Source organism: Rhabdaerophilum sp., from assembly GCF_046092605.1.
GTDB lineage: Bacteria > Pseudomonadota > Alphaproteobacteria > Rhizobiales > Beijerinckiaceae > Rhabdaerophilum.
The window spans coordinates 14,985-32,258 of sequence record NZ_JBJTDY010000021.1; the positions used below are offsets into that span (position 1 = coordinate 14,985).

Annotated in this window: 15 protein-coding genes; 7 read left to right on the plus strand and 8 right to left on the minus strand. The window is 64.7% G+C overall.

Features of this window, described 5'->3' with window-relative positions; genetic code table 11:
• Positions 1 to 406: 406 nt before the first annotated feature.
• On the minus strand, positions 407 to 1,696 hold the full coding sequence (locus tag ACKODO_RS02120; RefSeq protein WP_408981810.1) for an NAD(P)/FAD-dependent oxidoreductase: 1,290 nt from the start codon (positions 1,694 to 1,696) through the stop codon (positions 407 to 409).
• Between the two features lie 169 nt (positions 1,697 to 1,865).
• Between ACKODO_RS02120 and ACKODO_RS02125 the strand changes: the two genes are divergently transcribed.
• The 7 genes from ACKODO_RS02125 to ACKODO_RS02155 are packed head-to-tail and all read left to right on the plus strand — an operon-like array spanning position 1,866 to position 10,385.
• A complete protein-coding gene (locus ACKODO_RS02125) occupies positions 1,866 to 3,170 on the plus strand; it encodes an NAD(P)/FAD-dependent oxidoreductase (RefSeq protein WP_408981844.1) in 1,305 nt (434 codons plus the stop codon).
• A gap of 56 nt (positions 3,171 to 3,226) precedes the next feature.
• On the plus strand, positions 3,227 to 4,378 hold the full coding sequence (locus ACKODO_RS02130) for an NAD(P)/FAD-dependent oxidoreductase (protein ID WP_408981811.1): 1,152 nt from the start codon (positions 3,227 to 3,229) through the stop codon (positions 4,376 to 4,378).
• A gap of 5 nt (positions 4,379 to 4,383) precedes the next feature.
• Positions 4,384 to 5,094, plus strand: coding sequence for an SDR family NAD(P)-dependent oxidoreductase (locus ACKODO_RS02135; protein ID WP_408981812.1), 711 nt, complete (start codon positions 4,384 to 4,386; stop codon positions 5,092 to 5,094).
• A 42-nt stretch (positions 5,095 to 5,136) separates the two neighbouring features.
• Entirely contained in the window at positions 5,137 to 6,687 is a 1,551-nt protein-coding gene (locus ACKODO_RS02140; protein ID WP_408981813.1) for an ABC transporter substrate-binding protein, read from the plus strand.
• Between the two features lie 58 nt (positions 6,688 to 6,745).
• Entirely contained in the window at positions 6,746 to 7,684 is a 939-nt protein-coding gene (locus ACKODO_RS02145; RefSeq protein WP_408981814.1) for an ABC transporter permease, read from the plus strand.
• Positions 7,681 to 8,571 (plus strand): ABC transporter permease, encoded by an 891-nt coding sequence (locus ACKODO_RS02150; protein WP_408981815.1) that lies wholly within the window; start codon positions 7,681 to 7,683, stop codon positions 8,569 to 8,571. The genes ACKODO_RS02145 and ACKODO_RS02150 overlap by 4 nt, the downstream gene beginning before the upstream one ends.
• On the plus strand, positions 8,568 to 10,385 hold the full coding sequence (locus ACKODO_RS02155; RefSeq protein ID WP_408981816.1) for an ABC transporter ATP-binding protein: 1,818 nt from the start codon (positions 8,568 to 8,570) through the stop codon (positions 10,383 to 10,385). Before ACKODO_RS02150 ends, ACKODO_RS02155 begins: the two co-directional genes overlap by 4 nt.
• A gap of 289 nt (positions 10,386 to 10,674) precedes the next feature.
• Here ACKODO_RS02155 and pcaD read toward each other — a convergent pair whose 3' ends face one another.
• From pcaD to ACKODO_RS02190, 7 genes are all read right to left on the minus strand, one after another.
• Positions 10,675 to 11,472: a 3-oxoadipate enol-lactonase gene (gene pcaD, locus ACKODO_RS02160; RefSeq protein WP_408981817.1), complete on the minus strand. Its 798-nt coding sequence runs from the start codon at positions 11,470 to 11,472 to the stop codon at positions 10,675 to 10,677.
• A gap of 3 nt (positions 11,473 to 11,475) precedes the next feature.
• The gene (locus ACKODO_RS02165) at positions 11,476 to 12,186 is read right to left on the minus strand and encodes an ABC transporter ATP-binding protein (protein WP_408981818.1); all 711 of its coding nucleotides are present in this window, start codon (positions 12,184 to 12,186) and stop codon (positions 11,476 to 11,478) included.
• Entirely contained in the window at positions 12,183 to 12,941 is a 759-nt protein-coding gene (locus ACKODO_RS02170; RefSeq protein WP_408981819.1) for an ABC transporter ATP-binding protein, read from the minus strand. The genes ACKODO_RS02165 and ACKODO_RS02170 overlap by 4 nt, the downstream gene beginning before the upstream one ends.
• Positions 12,934 to 14,013, minus strand: coding sequence for a branched-chain amino acid ABC transporter permease (locus ACKODO_RS02175; RefSeq protein WP_408981820.1), 1,080 nt, complete (start codon positions 14,011 to 14,013; stop codon positions 12,934 to 12,936). Before ACKODO_RS02175 ends, ACKODO_RS02170 begins: the two co-directional genes overlap by 8 nt.
• Position 14,014: 1 nt before the next feature.
• On the minus strand, positions 14,015 to 14,884 hold the full coding sequence (locus tag ACKODO_RS02180) for a branched-chain amino acid ABC transporter permease (protein ID WP_408981821.1): 870 nt from the start codon (positions 14,882 to 14,884) through the stop codon (positions 14,015 to 14,017).
• An 81-nt stretch (positions 14,885 to 14,965) separates the two neighbouring features.
• A complete protein-coding gene (locus ACKODO_RS02185) occupies positions 14,966 to 16,177 on the minus strand; it encodes an ABC transporter substrate-binding protein (RefSeq protein WP_408981822.1) in 1,212 nt (403 codons plus the stop codon).
• Between the two features lie 257 nt (positions 16,178 to 16,434).
• Positions 16,435 to 17,271 (minus strand): 3-keto-5-aminohexanoate cleavage protein, encoded by an 837-nt coding sequence (locus tag ACKODO_RS02190; protein WP_408981823.1) that lies wholly within the window; start codon positions 17,269 to 17,271, stop codon positions 16,435 to 16,437.
• Positions 17,272 to 17,274 lie beyond the last annotated feature (3 nt).

Consider the following 17,274-nt stretch of genomic DNA (forward strand, 5'->3'; position numbering starts at 1 on the left):
AACGATTGTGCTACCTCGTAATGAATCTACGGCCTAGGTACCTGTAAGGTTATCGACTGGTATGGCAACAACAAGGGTAAAAGTGCTCCGCCAGCCACTCCCAGTTTTGCGGGTTCGAGCTATGCTGGTAGCCACGTCAACCAATACTACAGCACCAATATTAACGACATTCGTGAAATGGGCACAGGCAATCGGGATGCGGTCCTGGATGCGGTGAAAAATAATGTCACGGACTTTATTCAGCAGCCTTATAGCTACACTCCTCTCGCGCCAACCGAGGCGCAACGCGCGGTGGCCGAGGCCGAAGGGCAATCGCCTCTTCATCTGCGCCCGGACCTCGCTCTGCGGCCTTGTTGTCAATTCACGCGGTGCGACGTGAGGGCCGTGGCGGCTTGCTCGCCAAGAGCTACCTTTCGAGGCCGCAGCGGCGTCTTTCCAGCGCCGAGACGACATGAAAGCCGAGCCTGCGGAACGGTTCCGGCGCGATGCGGTTCGCGCTGCCATAGGCGCTGGTGACATCCGCCTGCGGGTCGCCAGTGATCATCATCTCGGCGAGCCTCTTGCCGAGGATCGTGCCCTTCACCACGCCAGAGCCGTTGCAGCCGGCCGAGCCATAGAGGTTCTCGTCCAGCTTCCCCCAGCGCGGCGAACCGTTCATCGTCAGCGCGGTGGTGCCACCCCAGACATGTTCGAGCGCCACGTGCTTCAGCGCGAGGAAGCGGCGGTGGAAACTGTCCGTCAGCCTGCGGCGAACTTCCTCGCGCCCTACTGGCTTCTCGTAGGAATAGAGCGAGCGGACGAGAAAGCGGTCCTTCTCCACCCGCCGAAGGGTGGAGCCGAGGCGATGCGCCGGCAACAACCCCCAGGCCGGTTCGCCGAGCTTCGCGGCATCGGCTTCCGACATCGCCTCGGTGATCCCCGCAAAGGTGTAGATGGTCACGATCCCATCGCGCCAATAGCCGAAATGCTTGATGGCCGGGTTGGTCGCGAGGATGACGGTTTCGGCTGTGATCGTCGCTTCAGGCGTTTTCAGCATCCAGAGCCTGCCGCGTTCAAGGCTCATCACGGTGGAATTCTCGAAGAGCCGCACATTGCCTGGCAGGCTGTCGGCGAGGCCGCGCACGAGTTTCGCAGGCTGGAGCAGGTAGCCCTCGGCGGTGCGGATGCCGCAGCGATAGTAGCCACTGCCGGTGACGGCCTCCATGCCCTTGGCATCAAGCGCCACGTGCTCGAAGCCATGAGCTGCGGCGCCCGCGATCATGCTCCGCACCTTCTTGGCCCCCAGTTCCGTCGCTGCGCCGGTGATGCGTCCGACCCGTTCCAGATCGCAATCAAAGCCGTGGGTTTCCATCGCCGAGAGAAGCGTCGCGAAGCCCTCGGCCGTCAGTGCATTCACCCGCTCGGCGCGATCCATCTGCGCGAGCGAGAGCCCGATCTTGCTGTCGCGCGGATTGGCGAAACCGGAATTTCGTCCCGAGGAGCCTTCGCCCACCTCCGTGCCTTCGAGCACGATGATCTCCGCCTCCGGCGCGAGTTCCGCGAGGTGGCGCGCGGCGGCCAAACCCGTGTAGCCCGCGCCGACCACAACATGGCGCGCCGAGAGCGTGCCGCGCGCCGCCGGCTTCGGCGAGCGGGGCGGCAGCATGCGGTTCCAGCCGCAGGGCTCGTGGTGGATGGGAAGAGGAGAGCGGGGCATCGGGCGGGGCATATCCATGGCGGGCCGTCACTCGATCACATTCGGGACCGGCTGAAAACTGCCGTTTCCCTGAATGAACCGATCACAACTTTTGACATGACGTCGGCAAATCGTTTGATAGCCTCATGCGGCCTGGGGGAATCTGGCGGGAGGGGACGTGCCGATCTCGATGGAAGCCTTTGCGCCCTCGCCTTCGTTGCCGGAGGCGGTGGAAGTTGCGATCATTGGCGGGGGAATCATCGGCATCACCGCCGCGCTGGAACTCGCCGAGCGGGGCATTTCCGTCGCCGTCTGCGAAAAGGGTGGTGTCGGGCACGAGCAATCCGGCCGCAACTGGGGCTGGGTGCGCGTAATGGGGCGCGACCCCGGTGAAATTCCCATGGCGCTCGAATCCCAGCGCCTCTGGGAAGCCATGGAGAGACGCATCGGCGCGGATGTCGGCTTCAGGCGTTCGGGTATCGTCTACCTTGCGGATACCGAAGCGGGAATGGCAAAGCACGAGGAATGGCTGGGCCATGCCGCGCCCTACCAGCTCGGCACCCGTTTGCTGCGCGGCGCGGAGCTTGCGAGCGTTGTGCCGGGCATGAAGCGTGCCTTCGCGGGCGGGATTTACACGCCGCTGGATGCGCGCGCCGAACCCTTCCGCGCCGTGCCGGCGATTGCGAAGCGCGTGGTGGAACTTGGCGGGCATGTGCTCACGGGCTGCGCCGTGCGCGGGCTCGATATCGAGGGCGGGCGCGTCGCGGGCGTCATCACGGAGAAGGGCCGCATCCGCTGCCAGCGCGCGGTGCTCGCGGGCGGGGCGTGGAGCCGGCTTTTCCTTGGCAATCTCGGGATTGATTTCCCGCAGCTCAAGGTGCGCGGCTCGGTGATGCGCACGAAGCCGATGAGCGGCACGCCGGAATTCGCCGTCGGCACGAGCGATTTCGCCTTCCGCAAGCGCGCGGATGGCGGCTATTCCATCGCGCATCGCGGGGCGAGCGTGGCCGAGATCGTGCCCGACAGTTTCCGTCTTTTCGGCGATTTTGTCCCCGCGCTCGTCCGGCAGCGGCACGAAGTGCGCCTGCGGGCGCGCCGCCAGGTCCTCGATGAGTGGAACACGCCGCGCCGCTGGTCGCTGGACGAGAAAACGCCATTCGAGGCCGTGCGCGTGCTCGATCCCGCGCCGGACCAGCACATTCTCGACGAGGCGAAGCGCAATCTCGTCGCGGCTTTCCCGGCTTTCGCAGGCGCGGAGATTGCCGCGAGCTGGGCCGGCTTCATGGATGCCACGCCCGATGCCGTGCCGGTGATCGGCGAGGTGCCGCGCCTGCCGGGCTTCATCATTGCCACGGGCTTTTCCGGCCACGGCTTCGGCATCGGTCCGGGTGCAGGCCGGGCGGTGGCGGCACTGGCGACGGGTGCCGCACCGGGCTTCGACATGCGGCCCTTCCGGCTCGACCGGTTCGCCCGCCTCCAGCGCACAACCCATTGACGCGATGGAAACGGGCCACCCCATGAAAGAGACCGCCCCATGACAGAGATCCCGGCATGACGAGGATCGCAATTGTGGGTGGGGGGATCACAGGGCTGGCGACGGCCCATGCCCTTGCCGCGCGCGGCGCTTCGGTCTCGCTGTTCGAGGCACGGCGGCTCGGCGCGATGGCCTCGACCTGGACGCTCGGCGGCGTGCGCCAATCCGGTCGCGACCCCGCCGAATTGCCGCTGGCGCGCGCAGCGATCGAACGCTGGTCGCGGCTGGATGATGTGCTCGGCGCACCGACCGGCTATCGTCGCAAGGGCAACCTGCGCCTTGCGCGCACCGAGGCCGAGGTCGAGGGCATCCGCGCGATGGTCGTTGCGCAGCGCGCGAGGGGTCTCTCGCTGGAATTTCTGGAGAGCCGCGCGGATATCCGTGCCATCGCACCCGCCATGGGCGAGGCCGTGCTGGCCGCGAGCTTCTGCCCGAGCGATGGTCATGCCGATCCCGAGATGACGATCGCCGCCTATGCAACCGCGCTGAGCCGCGCGGGTGTGACGATCGGGGAGGGCGCGCCGGTCCAGCGGCTCGTCACGGCGAAGGGGCGCGTGACGGGCGTCCAAACAGTGGCGGGTATCGTGGAGGCCGATGCGGTGGTGCTCGCGGCGGGAATTCATGCGCCGGCCCTGCTCGCGCCGCTCGGGATTGATCTGCCGATGGCGGCGAAGCGCGTCTGCGTGCTGCGGACGGTGGCGGCAGCGCCGGCCTTCGAGCAGGTTTTCGGTGTCGCGAATGCGGATTGCGCCGGCCGGCAGGAGATCGGTGGCGCGTTCCGGATCACCACGGGCATCGGCGATTGGCCGGGCGACCCCGCGCGCTGGACCGAGGATGCCCTGCGCCCGCCGCTTTCGACAATCACGGAACTGATCGACCGCACCGTGCCCCTGCTGCCATTGCTGGCAGGGCTCGGCCTCGAAAGATGCTGGGGCGGGCTCATCGATCTTACGCCCGATGCACTGCCGGTGCTCGATGCGCCGCCGGAATGGCCGGGCCTTGTCATCGGCGCGGGCTTTTCCGGCCATGGATTCGGCATCGGGCCGGTGAGCGGGGAGATCCTCGCCGCGCTGGCCTTGCGGGAGGCGACACCCTTCGCGCTCGAACCCTTCCGCCTTGCGCGCTTCGCCAGCCTTTCGGAGCAGGCGCCCCTGACCTTGCACGGATGAAAGCCATGCCGCACCCCGCCGGACGTGTCATTCTGGTTTCCGGTGCGAGCCGCGGCATCGGCCGCGCCATTGCTGAAGAACTCCATGCGCAGGGCTATTCGCTGAGCCTTGGCGTGCGGGACCCTGCGAAGCTCGCGGGCGAACTCGCGGGCCGGGATCAGATGCGGCTCCACTTCGCGCGCTTCATTGCAGAGGACTGGGCGACGCACAGGAGCTGGATCGACGCGGCGGCGGCGCGCTTCGGGCGGATCGACGGGCTCGTGAACAATGCCGGCACGCATTCGAAAATGACGCTCCGCGCGCCGGACGAGGCGGAGCTGGATCGCGTCTGGGCCATCAACTGCAAGGCGCCGCTCAACCTCATCCATTGCGCATTGCCGCATCTGGAGGCGGGTGGAGCCGGGCGGATCGTCAACATCGCCTCGCTCTCGGGCAAGCGCGTGCGCAACGACATGGTGGCCTACAACATGTCGAAATTCGCGCTCATCGCGCTCAACCACGCGGCGCGGCGCATCGGCTGGGAAAAAGGCGTGCGCGCCACCGCGATCTGCCCGTCTTTCGTGTCCACCGACATGTCGATCGGCGCGACCTTCCCCTTCGACGAGATGACGACCCCGCAGGAGATCGCGCGGCTCGCGGCCACGGCCATCAGCCTGCCGAACAATGCGGTCATCGCGGAAATGCTTGTGAACTGCCGGCTTGAGGATACGCTGTAACCCAAGGGCGGCGCGAGACTGCCAGGAACAAGGAGAGACAGGATGAGGAAATCATGGCTTCTGGGGAGCGCGGTCGCGGCTCTCCTGTGCGCGGGGCCCGCGCTGGCGCAGAAAACCACGCTGGTCGTCGGCATGCAGACGCAGGATGCGGGCGTGCTCGATCCGCATCTCAATTCCGGCACGCCCGGCAAGGCGCTGATGAACTGGATGTTCAACGGCCTGGTGCGCATCAAGCCGGGTCAGGCCTCGCCGGACCATATCGAGCCGGATATCGCCGAGAGCTGGACCTCCTCGCCCGATGGAAAAGAATGGACCTTCAAGCTGCGCCAGGGCGTGCAATGCCACCATGATGGCGGCGAATTCACCTCGGAGGATGCGGTCTATTCACTGAACCGCGCCGCCACCAAGGACACGTCCACCTTCTCCTCGGATTACGCCGCCTTCGACAAGGTGGAGGCGGTGGACAAATACACGGTCAAGATCACGCTGAAAAACGCCATTCCGAGCCTGCTGGGGCAGGTGATGAACTACCATGGCGGCAACATGATCTGCAAAAAGGCCGCGGAAGCCCTGGGCAAGGATGGCTTCGGCAAGAAGCCGGCCGGCACCGGCCCCTTCATGTTCGCGGAATACGTGCCGCAGCAATATGTGAAGCTCGTGGCGAACCCGAAATACTTCCGCGGCGAGCCGAAGCTGAAGGAGATCATCTATCGCTTCATCCCGTCCGATGCCGCGCGTGACCTCGCGCTGCAGGCCGGCGAGATCGACCTGATGATCGGCCGGCAGGAGCAGGCCTGGGTGGATCGTGTCAGCCGCACCCCTGGATTGAAGGTGATCACCTTCGGACCGGCGGAGATGTCGGTGATTCATCTCAACATGATGCAGCCACCGCTCGACAATCTGAAGGTGCGCCAGGCCGTGGCGCATGCCATCGATCGCGCGGGCATCCATCGTTTCCGCGGCGTTTCGATCTCCCGGCCGGCGGTGTCTGTGGTGCCCTCGGGCTATTTCGGCACGCATGAAACGGCGCCGCTGCTGCCGCATGACATCAACAAGGCGAAGGCGCTTCTCACCGAAGCCGGCTTCCCCAACGGCATCACGCTGAAGGCGATCCACACCACCCTGCCGGGCATGATGAGCTTCATGGAGGCAACCCAGGCCCAGCTGAAGCGCGCGGGCATCAATCTCGACATCACTCCGGTGGAGCACCCGACCTTCCACCAGCAGATCCGGCAGGATCTTTCGCAGGTCGTGCATTTCCAGGCGGCGCGCTTCCCGATCGCGGATGTCTATCTCACGCAGTTCTTCCATTCGCGCTCGATCGTGAAAACGCCGACGGCCGTGACGAACTTCTCGCATTGCAGGGTCGCGGATGCGGAAATCGATGCCGCCCGCACTGAGCAGGACCAGGCGAAGCAGGTTGCCCTCTGGAAGGCTGCGCAGGAGAAGATCATCGCCGAGGTCTGCGCCGTTCCGGTGAACGAGATGCTGATGAACTGGGCGCATCGCGACAATCTCGAACTCGGCTATGAACTGAAGGGCTCGCTCAACCTCGGTCCGCCGATCACCGAGAACACGCGCTTCACGCGGTGATGCATATCCGGGCGGGCCAAGCGGCCCGCGCTTTCTTTCCCGGGGGTTCAGGGCCGGAATGGGCGCCTTTCTCGTCAAGCGTTTGATGTTTGCGGTTGTCACGCTGTTTGCCGTGCTGACGCTGGTCTTCATCGTCATCCGCATCGTGCCGGGTGATCCGGCTCTGGTCATCCTCGGCGATCAGGCGGATGCCGCCGCGATCGCCGCCCTGCAGAAGCGCCTGGGGATCGACCGGCCGCTCTTCGAGCAATATCTCTCCTTCCTCGCCGGTGCCGTGCGCGGTGACTGGGGCACGTCGCTGGTCACCGGCCGGCCGGTTCTGGTCGAGGTGATGGCGGTTCTGCCCTGGACGCTTGAACTCACGGCGGTGTCGCTGGTTCTCGGCGCGGCCATCGGCGTGCCGCTCGGGGCATGGGCGGCGATCAACCGCAATCGCATGCCCGATTATTTCACCCGCATTCTTTCGCTGATCGGGCTTTCGTTTCCGCCCTTCGTGTCCGCGATCCTGCTGCTGATCGGCTTCGCGCTGGCGCTGCGCTGGTTCCCGGTCATCAGTTCCAATCGTGGCACGCCATGGGAATGGTTCCAGTCCATCGCGCTGCCGGCGATCAATCTCGGGCTGATCATGGCGGCCTACATCACGCGTGTGACGCGTTCGGCCATGCTGGAGGTGATGCAGGAGGATTACGTCCGCACCGCCCGCGCCAAGGGCGTTCCATGGCGGGTGATCGTGTGGCGACACGCCCTGCGCAACGCGCTGATCCCGGTGGTGACGATCGTCGGGCTCTATCTCTCGATCCTCATCGGCAATTCGGTGCTGACGGAGATCGTCTTCAACCGCCCCGGCCTCGGAAAGCTGATCATCGGGGCCTTGAGCCAGCGCGATTACATGATGCTGCAGGGCATGATGGTGATCTACACGCTGATCGTGGTGGTGGTGAACATGCTGACGGACATCGTTTATGCGATCGTCGATCCAAGGGTGAAGCTCGCATGAGCAACTCGATCCACGACGCCCCCGCCGCAGCACCCAGCCGCTATCGCTGGCTTGCGACAACCATCCGCGCTTTCAACGCCAACAAGACCTCGTGGCTCGGCCTCGTGGTGTTCGTGGTCGTCGTTCTGCTTGCGATCCTCGCGCCCTGGATCTCACCGCATGATCCGGTGGAACAGGATGTCTTCTCGAAGCTGAAGCCGCCCTTCGACACTTACTATCTCGGCACGGATTATTTCGGCCGCGATATCCTCTCGCGGGTGCTTTATGGCGCGCGCATCTCGCTGGTGATCGGCATCGCCTCCACGGGGATAGCACTGGTCATCGGCTCGGCCATCGGCATCATCGCCGGCTGGTATGGTGGGCGGCTCGACATCATCGTGATGCAGACGATGGACATGCTGCTCGCATTCCCCTCGTTGATCCTCGGGCTCATCCTCGTGGCGATGCTCGGCCCGTCGGTGACGAATATCGTGATCGCGATCGCCATCACCTCCATCCCCTCCTTCGCGCGCATCGCCCGCGCCCCGACCATCGCCATCAAGGAGCGCGAATTCATTGATGCCGGGCGTTCGCTGGGCTTCTCCGATGCGCGGCTGATGCTCCGGCATGTCCTGCCGAACATCTTCCCGGAAATCCTCGTGATGGGCTCGCTCTGGCTCGCCAGCGCCATCCGCACGGAGGCATCGCTGGCCTTTGTCGGTCTCGGCGTGAAGCCGCCGATTCCCACCTGGGGCGGAATGATCCGCGAGGGCTTCGAGAACATCCTCGACAGCTACTGGCTCGTGCTCGCGCCGAGCATCGCGATCCTTGTCGTGGTCTTCGCGCTGAACATCCTGGGCGACGGCCTGCGCGACGCCATCGACCCCAAGCTGAAGGGCGAGCGATGAGCACGCCCCTTCTCTCGGTCGAGAACCTGCGCACCTCCTTCCGCGTGGGGCGCGAATGGCGCGACGCGGTGGATGATGTGAGCTTCGCCGTCAGCGCGGGCGAGACGCTCGCCATCGTGGGCGAAAGCGGCTCGGGCAAGAGCGTCACCGCGCTCTCGATCATGCGGTTGATCTCGCCCATCAATGGCCGGATTTCCGGCTCGATCCGCCTCGAGGGGCGCGACCTGCTCGCGCTGCCCGAGGAGGAGATGCGCGCCGTGCGCGGTAATGCGATCTCCATGATCTTCCAGGAGCCGATGACAAGCCTGAACCCGGTTCTCACGGTTGGCAAACAGATCTGCGAAGCGTTGCAATATCACCGCGCGATGGATTCATCCGCCGCAAAGGCCGAGGCGATCCGCATTCTCGATCGCGTGCGCATTCCTGCCGCCGCCCAGCGCTTCGGGGAATATCCGCATCGGCTCTCGGGGGGCATGCGCCAGCGCGTGATGATCGCCATGGCCTTGGCCTGCCGGCCGAAAATCCTGATCGCGGATGAACCTACAACCGCGCTCGATGTCACCATCCAGGCGCAGATCCTTGATCTTATCAAGGCCCTGCAGGATGAGGAGGGCATGGCCGTCATCTTCATCACGCATGACATGGCGGTGGTGGCCGAGATCGCCGATCGCGTCGCGGTGATGTGGAAGGGCAAGAAGCACGAGGATCGCCCGGCGGCGGAACTCTTCGCGAGCCCGCGCCATGGCTATACCAAGGCCTTGCTGGCCGCTGTGCCGAAGCTCGGCGAGATGGATGCCCATCCCCGCCCCCTGCGCTTCGCCGTGATCGACCCGAATACCGGCGATACCCGCGTGCCGCCGGAATTGGCAGCCGATACCGTGAGTGCCGAGCCTGCGCCACTCCTCGAAGTGAAGGGCCTGACCACGCGCTTTCCCATCCGCAAGGGTGTGTTCGGCCGGCTCGCGGGCCGTGTCCATGCGGTGGAGAATGTCTCGTTCCAGCTGAGGAAGGGCGAGACATTGGCGCTGGTGGGCGAATCCGGTTGCGGGAAATCCACCACGGGGCGCTCGATCCTGCGGCTGGTGGAACCCACGGGGGGCGTGGTGCGCTTCGCCGGCGAGAATGTGAGCGCGCTGGATCGCTCCGGCCTGCAGGTGATGCGCCGACGAATGCAGATGATCTTCCAGGACCCTTTCGCGAGCCTCAACCCGCGCAAGACGGTGGGCGCGGCCATCGCGGAGCCGATGATGGTCCATGGGCTTTCGAGCGCGAAGGAGGCGGAGGAGCGCACGGCCTCGTTGCTGAAGCGCGTCGGCCTGCTGCCGGATATGGGCCAACGCTATCCGCATGAATTCTCGGGCGGGCAGCGCCAGCGCATCGCGATTGCCCGCGCGCTCGCGCTTTCGCCGGAAATGGTGGTGGCGGATGAGGCGGTCTCCGCGCTCGATGTCTCGGTGAAGGCGCAGGTGCTGAACCTGATGCTCGATCTTCAGGCTGAACTCGGCCTCGCCTATCTCTTCATCAGCCATGACATGGCGGTGGTGGAGCGGGTGGCCCATCGCATCGCGGTGATGTATCTCGGGGAGATCGTGGAAATCGGCCCGCGCGCCGAAGTGATGCGCCACTCCGCGCATCCCTATACCCGCAAGCTGCTCTCGGCGGTGCCCGTGCCTGATCCGGCGCGGCGGCGCAAGCGCGGCGGCGTTTGCGTGGAGGAACTGCCGAGCCCCATCCGCGCGCCGGATTGGCATGCGCCACGCGCGCGCATGGAAGAGGTTGGCCCCGGTCATTTCGTACAGGTGGTGCTGGATTGAGGAACAGGCTAGAGCGGATTCCGATCTGATTGATTCAGACCGTTCGTTGTCATTTCTTGTTGTTTCACGCATTTTCTTCGGCCAACCGGCATCCAATGGATCGGAAAATGCTTTGGTCGCGCGGAAACAGGAGGAGAAATGGCGCGCGTGAGAGGATGGAGCCGGCAAACGTGATGTGCTTGTTCTTCGCTGCCTCCGGTGGCAGGACCGATGAAATCGGGCTTGAAGCTGGTTTTCGGCGGGCCTGAGGCAGGATAGCGAAAAACGGGTTTTTCCCGCTGATCCACACTCAGCCTTTCACGCTGCGCGCGATCTGGTCTGCGATCAGCCGCGCAGAGGCTGCCGGCTGCTCGACGGCCAGGAGATGGGCGGCGGGATCCAGCACGACGAGGCGCGCGTTCGGGATCTGGTCACATAGAAATTCAGACATCGAAACGGGCGTCGCAGGGTCCTGCTGTCCGGCGACAACAAGGGTCTGAACCGAGATATCCGGCAACAGCGTGCGAAGGTCCATCCGCGCAATCGCCTCGCAGCAGGCGGCATAGCCCTCCGCGTCATTCGTGGCGAAATCTCGTGAAATGACGCCAATCGCAGGCGGATTGGCCTCGAGATAACCTGGGGTGAACCAGCGCTGGAGTGTCGCCGCGAGAATGGCCCCGGTGCCCTCGCGCCGGACCAGCGCGGCGCGATCGAGCCAGGCTTGCGCGAGCGGCATATGCGCCGTCGTCGCCATCAGTGTCAACGCGTTCAGGCGCCGTGGATGCCGCGCGGCCAAAGCCTGCCCGGTCATGCCTCCGAGCGACAACCCCGCGAAATGCACGCGCTCCAGCCCGAGATTGTCGAGGATCGCGATCGCATCCTCCGCAAGATCGGCAATTTCGAATGCCGCCCGGCCCTTCCTGCGGGAGGCGCCGTGGCCGCGTGTGTCGTAGCGGATGCAGCGAAAATCCGGCGCAAGTTCCTCCACGACAGCGTCCCACATGCGGTGGGTGGTGCCGAGCGAGTTCGAGAACAGGATAGCCGGCCGGTCAGCCGGCCCCGCTTCCGTAACGAAGAGCGTAGCCGAGGGTGTTTCAATGAAGGGCATGGTTCAGACGCCAAGATGCTTTTCGAAGATCTCGGGGCGCGCCGCCAAGGCCGCCGGTGCATCATCGAAATCGATCTCACCCTTGGCCATGATGACCATGCGGTCCGCCACCTTGGCAAGGGAGCGGTGATCCTTGTCGACCACGATGGTCGCGATCCCCTCGTTCCGAATGATACCGAGGGTTTTCCAGATTTCCTGCGCGATCAGCGGCGCGAGGCCTTCCGTCGCCTCGTCCAGAAGGATGAGATCCGGATTGGTCATCAGCGCGCGGCCGATGGAAAGCATCTGCTGCTCGCCCCCCGAGAGCTGATGGCCACCATTCATGCGGCGCTGGTGCAGGCGCGGGAAGACTTCGAAGACGCGGTCCAGCGTCCAGCGCCGCTGCCCGGAAATCCCGGCGCGCGCGGACATCGTCAGGTTTTCGACCACCGAGAGCGAACCGAACACGCCGCGCCCCTCCGGCACGTAGGCCACGCCGGCGCGGGCGATGTCCTCCGGCGCGCTGCGCAAGGTGCTGGAACCGGCAAGGAGGATCTCGCCGCGCCTGTCCGCGATGAAACCCATGATGGATTTCATGAGGGTGGTCTTGCCCATGCCGTTGCGGCCGATGAGCGCGATCTGCTCGCCGCGCCGCACTTCGAGATCAAGGCCATAGAGCGCCTGACTGACTCCGTAGAAACTCTGAAGCCCGCTGATGGAGAGAAGCATGCTCATGCCGCCACCTCATGATCCCCGAGATAGGCCGCGCGAACGGCCGGATGATTGCGCACGTCATCTGGCAGGCCGGAGGCGATCACCTTGCCGTCGGCCATCACGGTGAGGCGGTCGGCAAGTGCGAAGACGGCGTCCATGTCATGCTCGACCAGCAGCACGCCCCTTTCCTGTTTCAGAGAGCGGATGAGCGCGATCATCCTGAGCGCCTCCGCCTGGCCCATTCCGGCCAGCGGCTCATCGAGCAGGATGACCTTGGGGTCGGTCGCGAGCACCATCGCGATCTCGAGCTGGCGTTGCTCGCCATGGCTCATGAAGCGGGCAATCGTCCTCGATCGTGCCTGAAGCCCCGTGGCGAAAATTGCCGCATGGGCCGCTTCGTTCACCGCGTCATCGCGCTGAACGGCACCGAGCATCCGCAAGGCATGGCCGGATTTCGCCTGCGCGGCGAGACGCACATTCTCGAACACGGTGGAGCCCATGAAGATGGTGGTCTTCTGGTAGGAGCGCCCGACGCCTGCCATGGCGCGCAGATTAGGCTTCAGACCCGTGATCTCGCGATCGCCGAGGCGCACCTCGCCCTCCGAGACCGGGATATCACCGGAAAGCAGGTTGATGAGCGTGGATTTGCCGGCACCGTTCGGGCCGATCACCGCATGCACCTCGTTCCGGTAGATCGCGAGCGAAACATCCGACACCGCCCTCAGCCCACCGAAGCGCCGGTGGAGCGAGCGGGCCTCCATCATGATCTCAGACATGCTGGAATTCTCCCCTGGTTTGGGCCTGCGGATTGGTGCCCGGCGCTTCAGCGCGCCGGATAGCGGGATCGGGCGTGCCATCGGCCGGAGTACCCGCCGCAGGTGGCCCCTCATCCCCCCGGCGCGGCAGGACAAGCTCCGCCAGTTGGCGAATGCCGCCCGGCAGCGCGAAGACGATCGCGATGATGATCAGCCCCTTGATCAGCTTCCAGTGCTCGAAGCTGCTCTTGAGAATCTCCTCGAGGCCGATCAGCGCGAAGGCACCGATCACCGGGCCGAGCACGGAACTCATTCCGCCGAGCACCACCATGACCAGCACTGTCGCCGAAAGGTGCCATCCCAGCATCTGCGGCGCGACGAAGCCGAATTGCGCCGCCGAGAGATAGCCTGCGAGCCCGGCGATCACCGCAGAGACGACGAAAGCCACGAGACGCAGGCGGAAGACCGGGAAACCCAAGGAGAGCGCCCGCTTCTCGTTGTCGCGCGCGGCCTGCAAGGCATGGCCGAAGGGGGATTTCACGATCGCCGTCATCAGCAGGATGGCGCCGACCAGCATCGCCAGCACCAGCCAGTAGAAGTTGCTGGACTTCTCAAGATCGATCAGCGGAAAGCCGGCAAGAGCGATCTCGGGCTTGAAGTGGATATACATGCCATCCGAGCCGCCGCCGATCTTGGTGTCGTGGAAGAGGTAGAAAAGCATCTCGCCGAAAGCGAGCGTCACCATGATGAAGTAGATGCCCCGCGTGCGCAGCGAGAGCGCCCCGATGATCGCCGCGACCACCGCAACCGCGAGAAGCGCCACCGGCAGCGAGAGCCAGAACGAGGCCCCTCCGCTCTCGGGCGTCATGAAGCCGAGCATGTAGCCGGCAAGCCCGAAGAACGCGGCATGGCACAGGCTGACAAGGCCGCCATAGCCCACGACGAGGTTGAGCGAGAGCGCCACCATGCCCATCAGCATCGCCTTGCTTGCGAACTGGACATAGTAGTTCGGCGCAAGGAGCGGCAGCGCCGCAGCGGCGATCAAGGTGAGCGCGACAAGCCCGCGCAGCAGAGTGGGATGAAGCCGGATCATCTCAGTTTCCCTTTCCCATCAAGCCGTTGGGGCGCCAGAGCAGGATGCCCGCCATCAGCACGTAGATGAGGATCGACGAGAATTGCGGGAAGAAGACCTTCCCGAACGTATCGGTGAGGCCGATCATCAGCGCGCCAATGGCGGCGCCCGCGACCGAGCCAATGCCACCCAGAACAACCACGACGAAGGAGAGGATGAGCATGCCGTCGCCCATGCCAGGGAACACGGTCGAGATCGGGGAAACAAGAATGCCTCCCAAAGCCGCCAGCGCGATGCCGCCGGCGAAGACGTAGCGGTTCACCTTGTCGAAGGGGATGCCGAGCGCGCGCGTCATGTCGCGATTTTCAGCACCGGCGCGGATGATCATGCCAAGGCGTGTGCGCTGGATCACATAGAAGATGATCGCCGCCATCACGAGGCAGACGACGCAGAGCGCGATGCGGTAGACCGGGTAGGAGAGAATGTCGGTGAGCTGGATGGAGCCCTTCAGCCAGGCAGGCGGCGCCACGGAATGCACATCCTTGCCGAACAGGATCTGCCGCACTTCGTCGATCACGAGGATCAGCCCGAAGCTCAGAAGCACCTGCGCGAGGTGATCGCGCCCGATCATCCGCTTGACGAAGATCTCCTCCAGCAGGAGGCCGAGCACGAAGGAAATCGCCACGCCGCCGATCAGCGCCAGCATGAAGCTCCCGGTATAGGCCGCGATCCACCAGGCGAGATAGGCGCCGAGCATGTAGAAGGCGCCATGGGCGAGGTTGATGACGCCGAGAATCCCGAAAACAAGCGTCAGTCCGCTGGCGACCAGAAACAGCACAAGCCCGTATTGCAGGCCGTTCAGCAACTGAACGGCAAAGGTCAGCGCATCCATGGCGCGGCTCCTTGCATGCGAGGAAGGGAACCGGGGGCGCGGGGAGAGCGCGCCCCCGTCAAGAGGCCGGGGAGAACGGCCTCAGCTGACGCGGCAGCCCCGTGCCGGATCGTTCACCGCCTGCCCGGCGATGGAGACGAGTTCATTCCGGCCGTTGCGAACCTCCCGCAGGTAGATGTTCTGGATCGGGTTGCCGGCGGCGTTGAAGCTCAACGGGCCGCGCGGGCTGTCGATCCTCGCGGCGCGCATGGAGCGGACCACATCGTTGCGGGCCGACCAATCCCCCTTGACGGCCTTGAGGCCTTCATGCAGCAGCGCGCCGGCATCATAGCCCTGCACGGCATAGATATCGCCATCCGCGCCGGTCTTCGCCTTGAAATCCGCGAGGAACTTGCGATTGGCAGGGTTGTCGAGGTCATCGGCGTAATGGAGCGTCGTGCGAAGGCCATTGGCGCTCTCGCCCTGCGCGGGAATGGTGCCATCGGTGAGGAAGCCCGCGCCATAGAGCGGGATCGACTTGTTGAGCCCGGCGGCCGCGTAATCCTTCACGAACTTCACCGCACCGCCACCTGCAAAGAAGGCGAAAACGGCATCCGGCTTCAGCGTCGCGATGCGCGTGATCAGCGCCTGGAATTCCACCTCCGGGAAGGGCAGGGCGAGATCTTCGATCACCGTGCCGCCAACCTTCTTGAAGCCCTCCCCGAACGCGCCGACCATCTGCTGGCCTGCCGCATAGCGCCAGGTGATGGTGGCCACCTTGCGATGGCCCGCATCAAACATCACCTTGCCCAACGGCTCGCAGACCTGCCAGTTCGAGAACGAGGTGCGGAAGATATTCGGCGCGCACATCGGGCCGGTCGCCTCGTTCACGCCTGCATTGGGGATGACCAGCATCGTGTTGGTGTCCCGCGCGACCTTCACCATGGCCATGGCGACGCCGGAATGCACGGTGCCCACCACGACATCGACCTTCTCGCGGCCGACGAGGCGGTTCATGTTGTCGGTCGCGGTCTCGGGTTTTGATTCATCATCGACCTGCACGAATTCGATCCGCCGGCCACCGAGCGCGCCACCCTGCTGCTCGACGTAAAGGCGGAAGCCGTCGTCAATGAACTTGCCCAGCTTCGCGAAGGTGCCCGAATAGGGGAGCATGAAGCCCACCTTCAGCGGCGCTCCTTGCGCGATTGCCGGCGTCGGAAAGCGAAAGGCCGAGGCCGCCGTCACCAGCCCCGCCGTGCCCAGAAGCAGCGAGCGGCGGTTCAGCGACGAGCCTGAGGAAATCATACGTGACATGGCAGTCCCTCCTGCAATCTGGCGAGCAGTTTTCGTGACCGGGACCGGCTGATTTGCACATTGTGGCCCCTCCCGTTTGGGCGTTTTCCCGAGGAACACGCTAGAAGCGGAGAGCCGGAAACAACAGGATCGATTGGGTGTATCTTCATACTTCAAAGGTATCAATATTCTGGAGATCCCAGAAAATAGGCTCCAGAAGACGAAAAGCGCGCCAACGGGCGCGCTTTCAAGACATTCCTTGCTTATGAGGTATGCAATCAGGCCGCGCGAAGCCCCAGGATCGCGCGCGCCTCGGCCGGCGTCGCGGGGGCCCGGCCATGGCGGCGGATGGCCTCCACAGCCACAGAGACCAGCTCGGCATTGCCGTTGGCGAGGCGATCCTTCGTGATGCGGATATTGTCCTCCAGGCCGGTGCGCACGGCATCGGCACCGCGCGACAGCGCCCATTCCATCACGCTCGCCTGATACCGGCCGATGCCGGCTGCGGTCCAGGTCGCGCCGGGAATGACGCGACGGGTTTCCGCGAGCAGGATATCGAGAACATGCTCGTCTGCGGGCATGGCGTTCTGCACGCCCATCACGAATTGCACATGTGGCCGCGCCGACATCAAACCGGCCTCGATGAGGCTCTTCGCGCCATGGATATGCGAAAGATCGAAGATCTCGATCTCCGGCGCGATGTCATGGGTCTTCATCCGGGTCGCGAGATCGGTCACGAGTGTCGTGTGGTTCTCGTAGACGATCGTCGGGAAATTGACCGAGCCTGTCGAAAGCGAGGCCATGTCCGGCCGGTGCACGAGGCTGCGGCCGCGCGCGGCGGGGTCGCGCCCGCGCCCGCCGGTCGAAAACTGCACGATCATGCCGGGGCAATGCTTGCGCACGCCAGCCTGCACCTCGGCGAAGCGCGCGGGATCGGATGATGGGCTCTCGTCATCGTTGCGCACATGGATATGCACCAGGGTCGCGCCCGCCTCATAGGCCGCATGGGTCGATTCGATCTGCTCTGGCGGCAGAACCGGCAGGGTCGGATTATCCTTCTTGCGCGGCACCGAGCCCGTGATGGCGACCGCAACGACAACCGGTTTCGTGGTCATGGC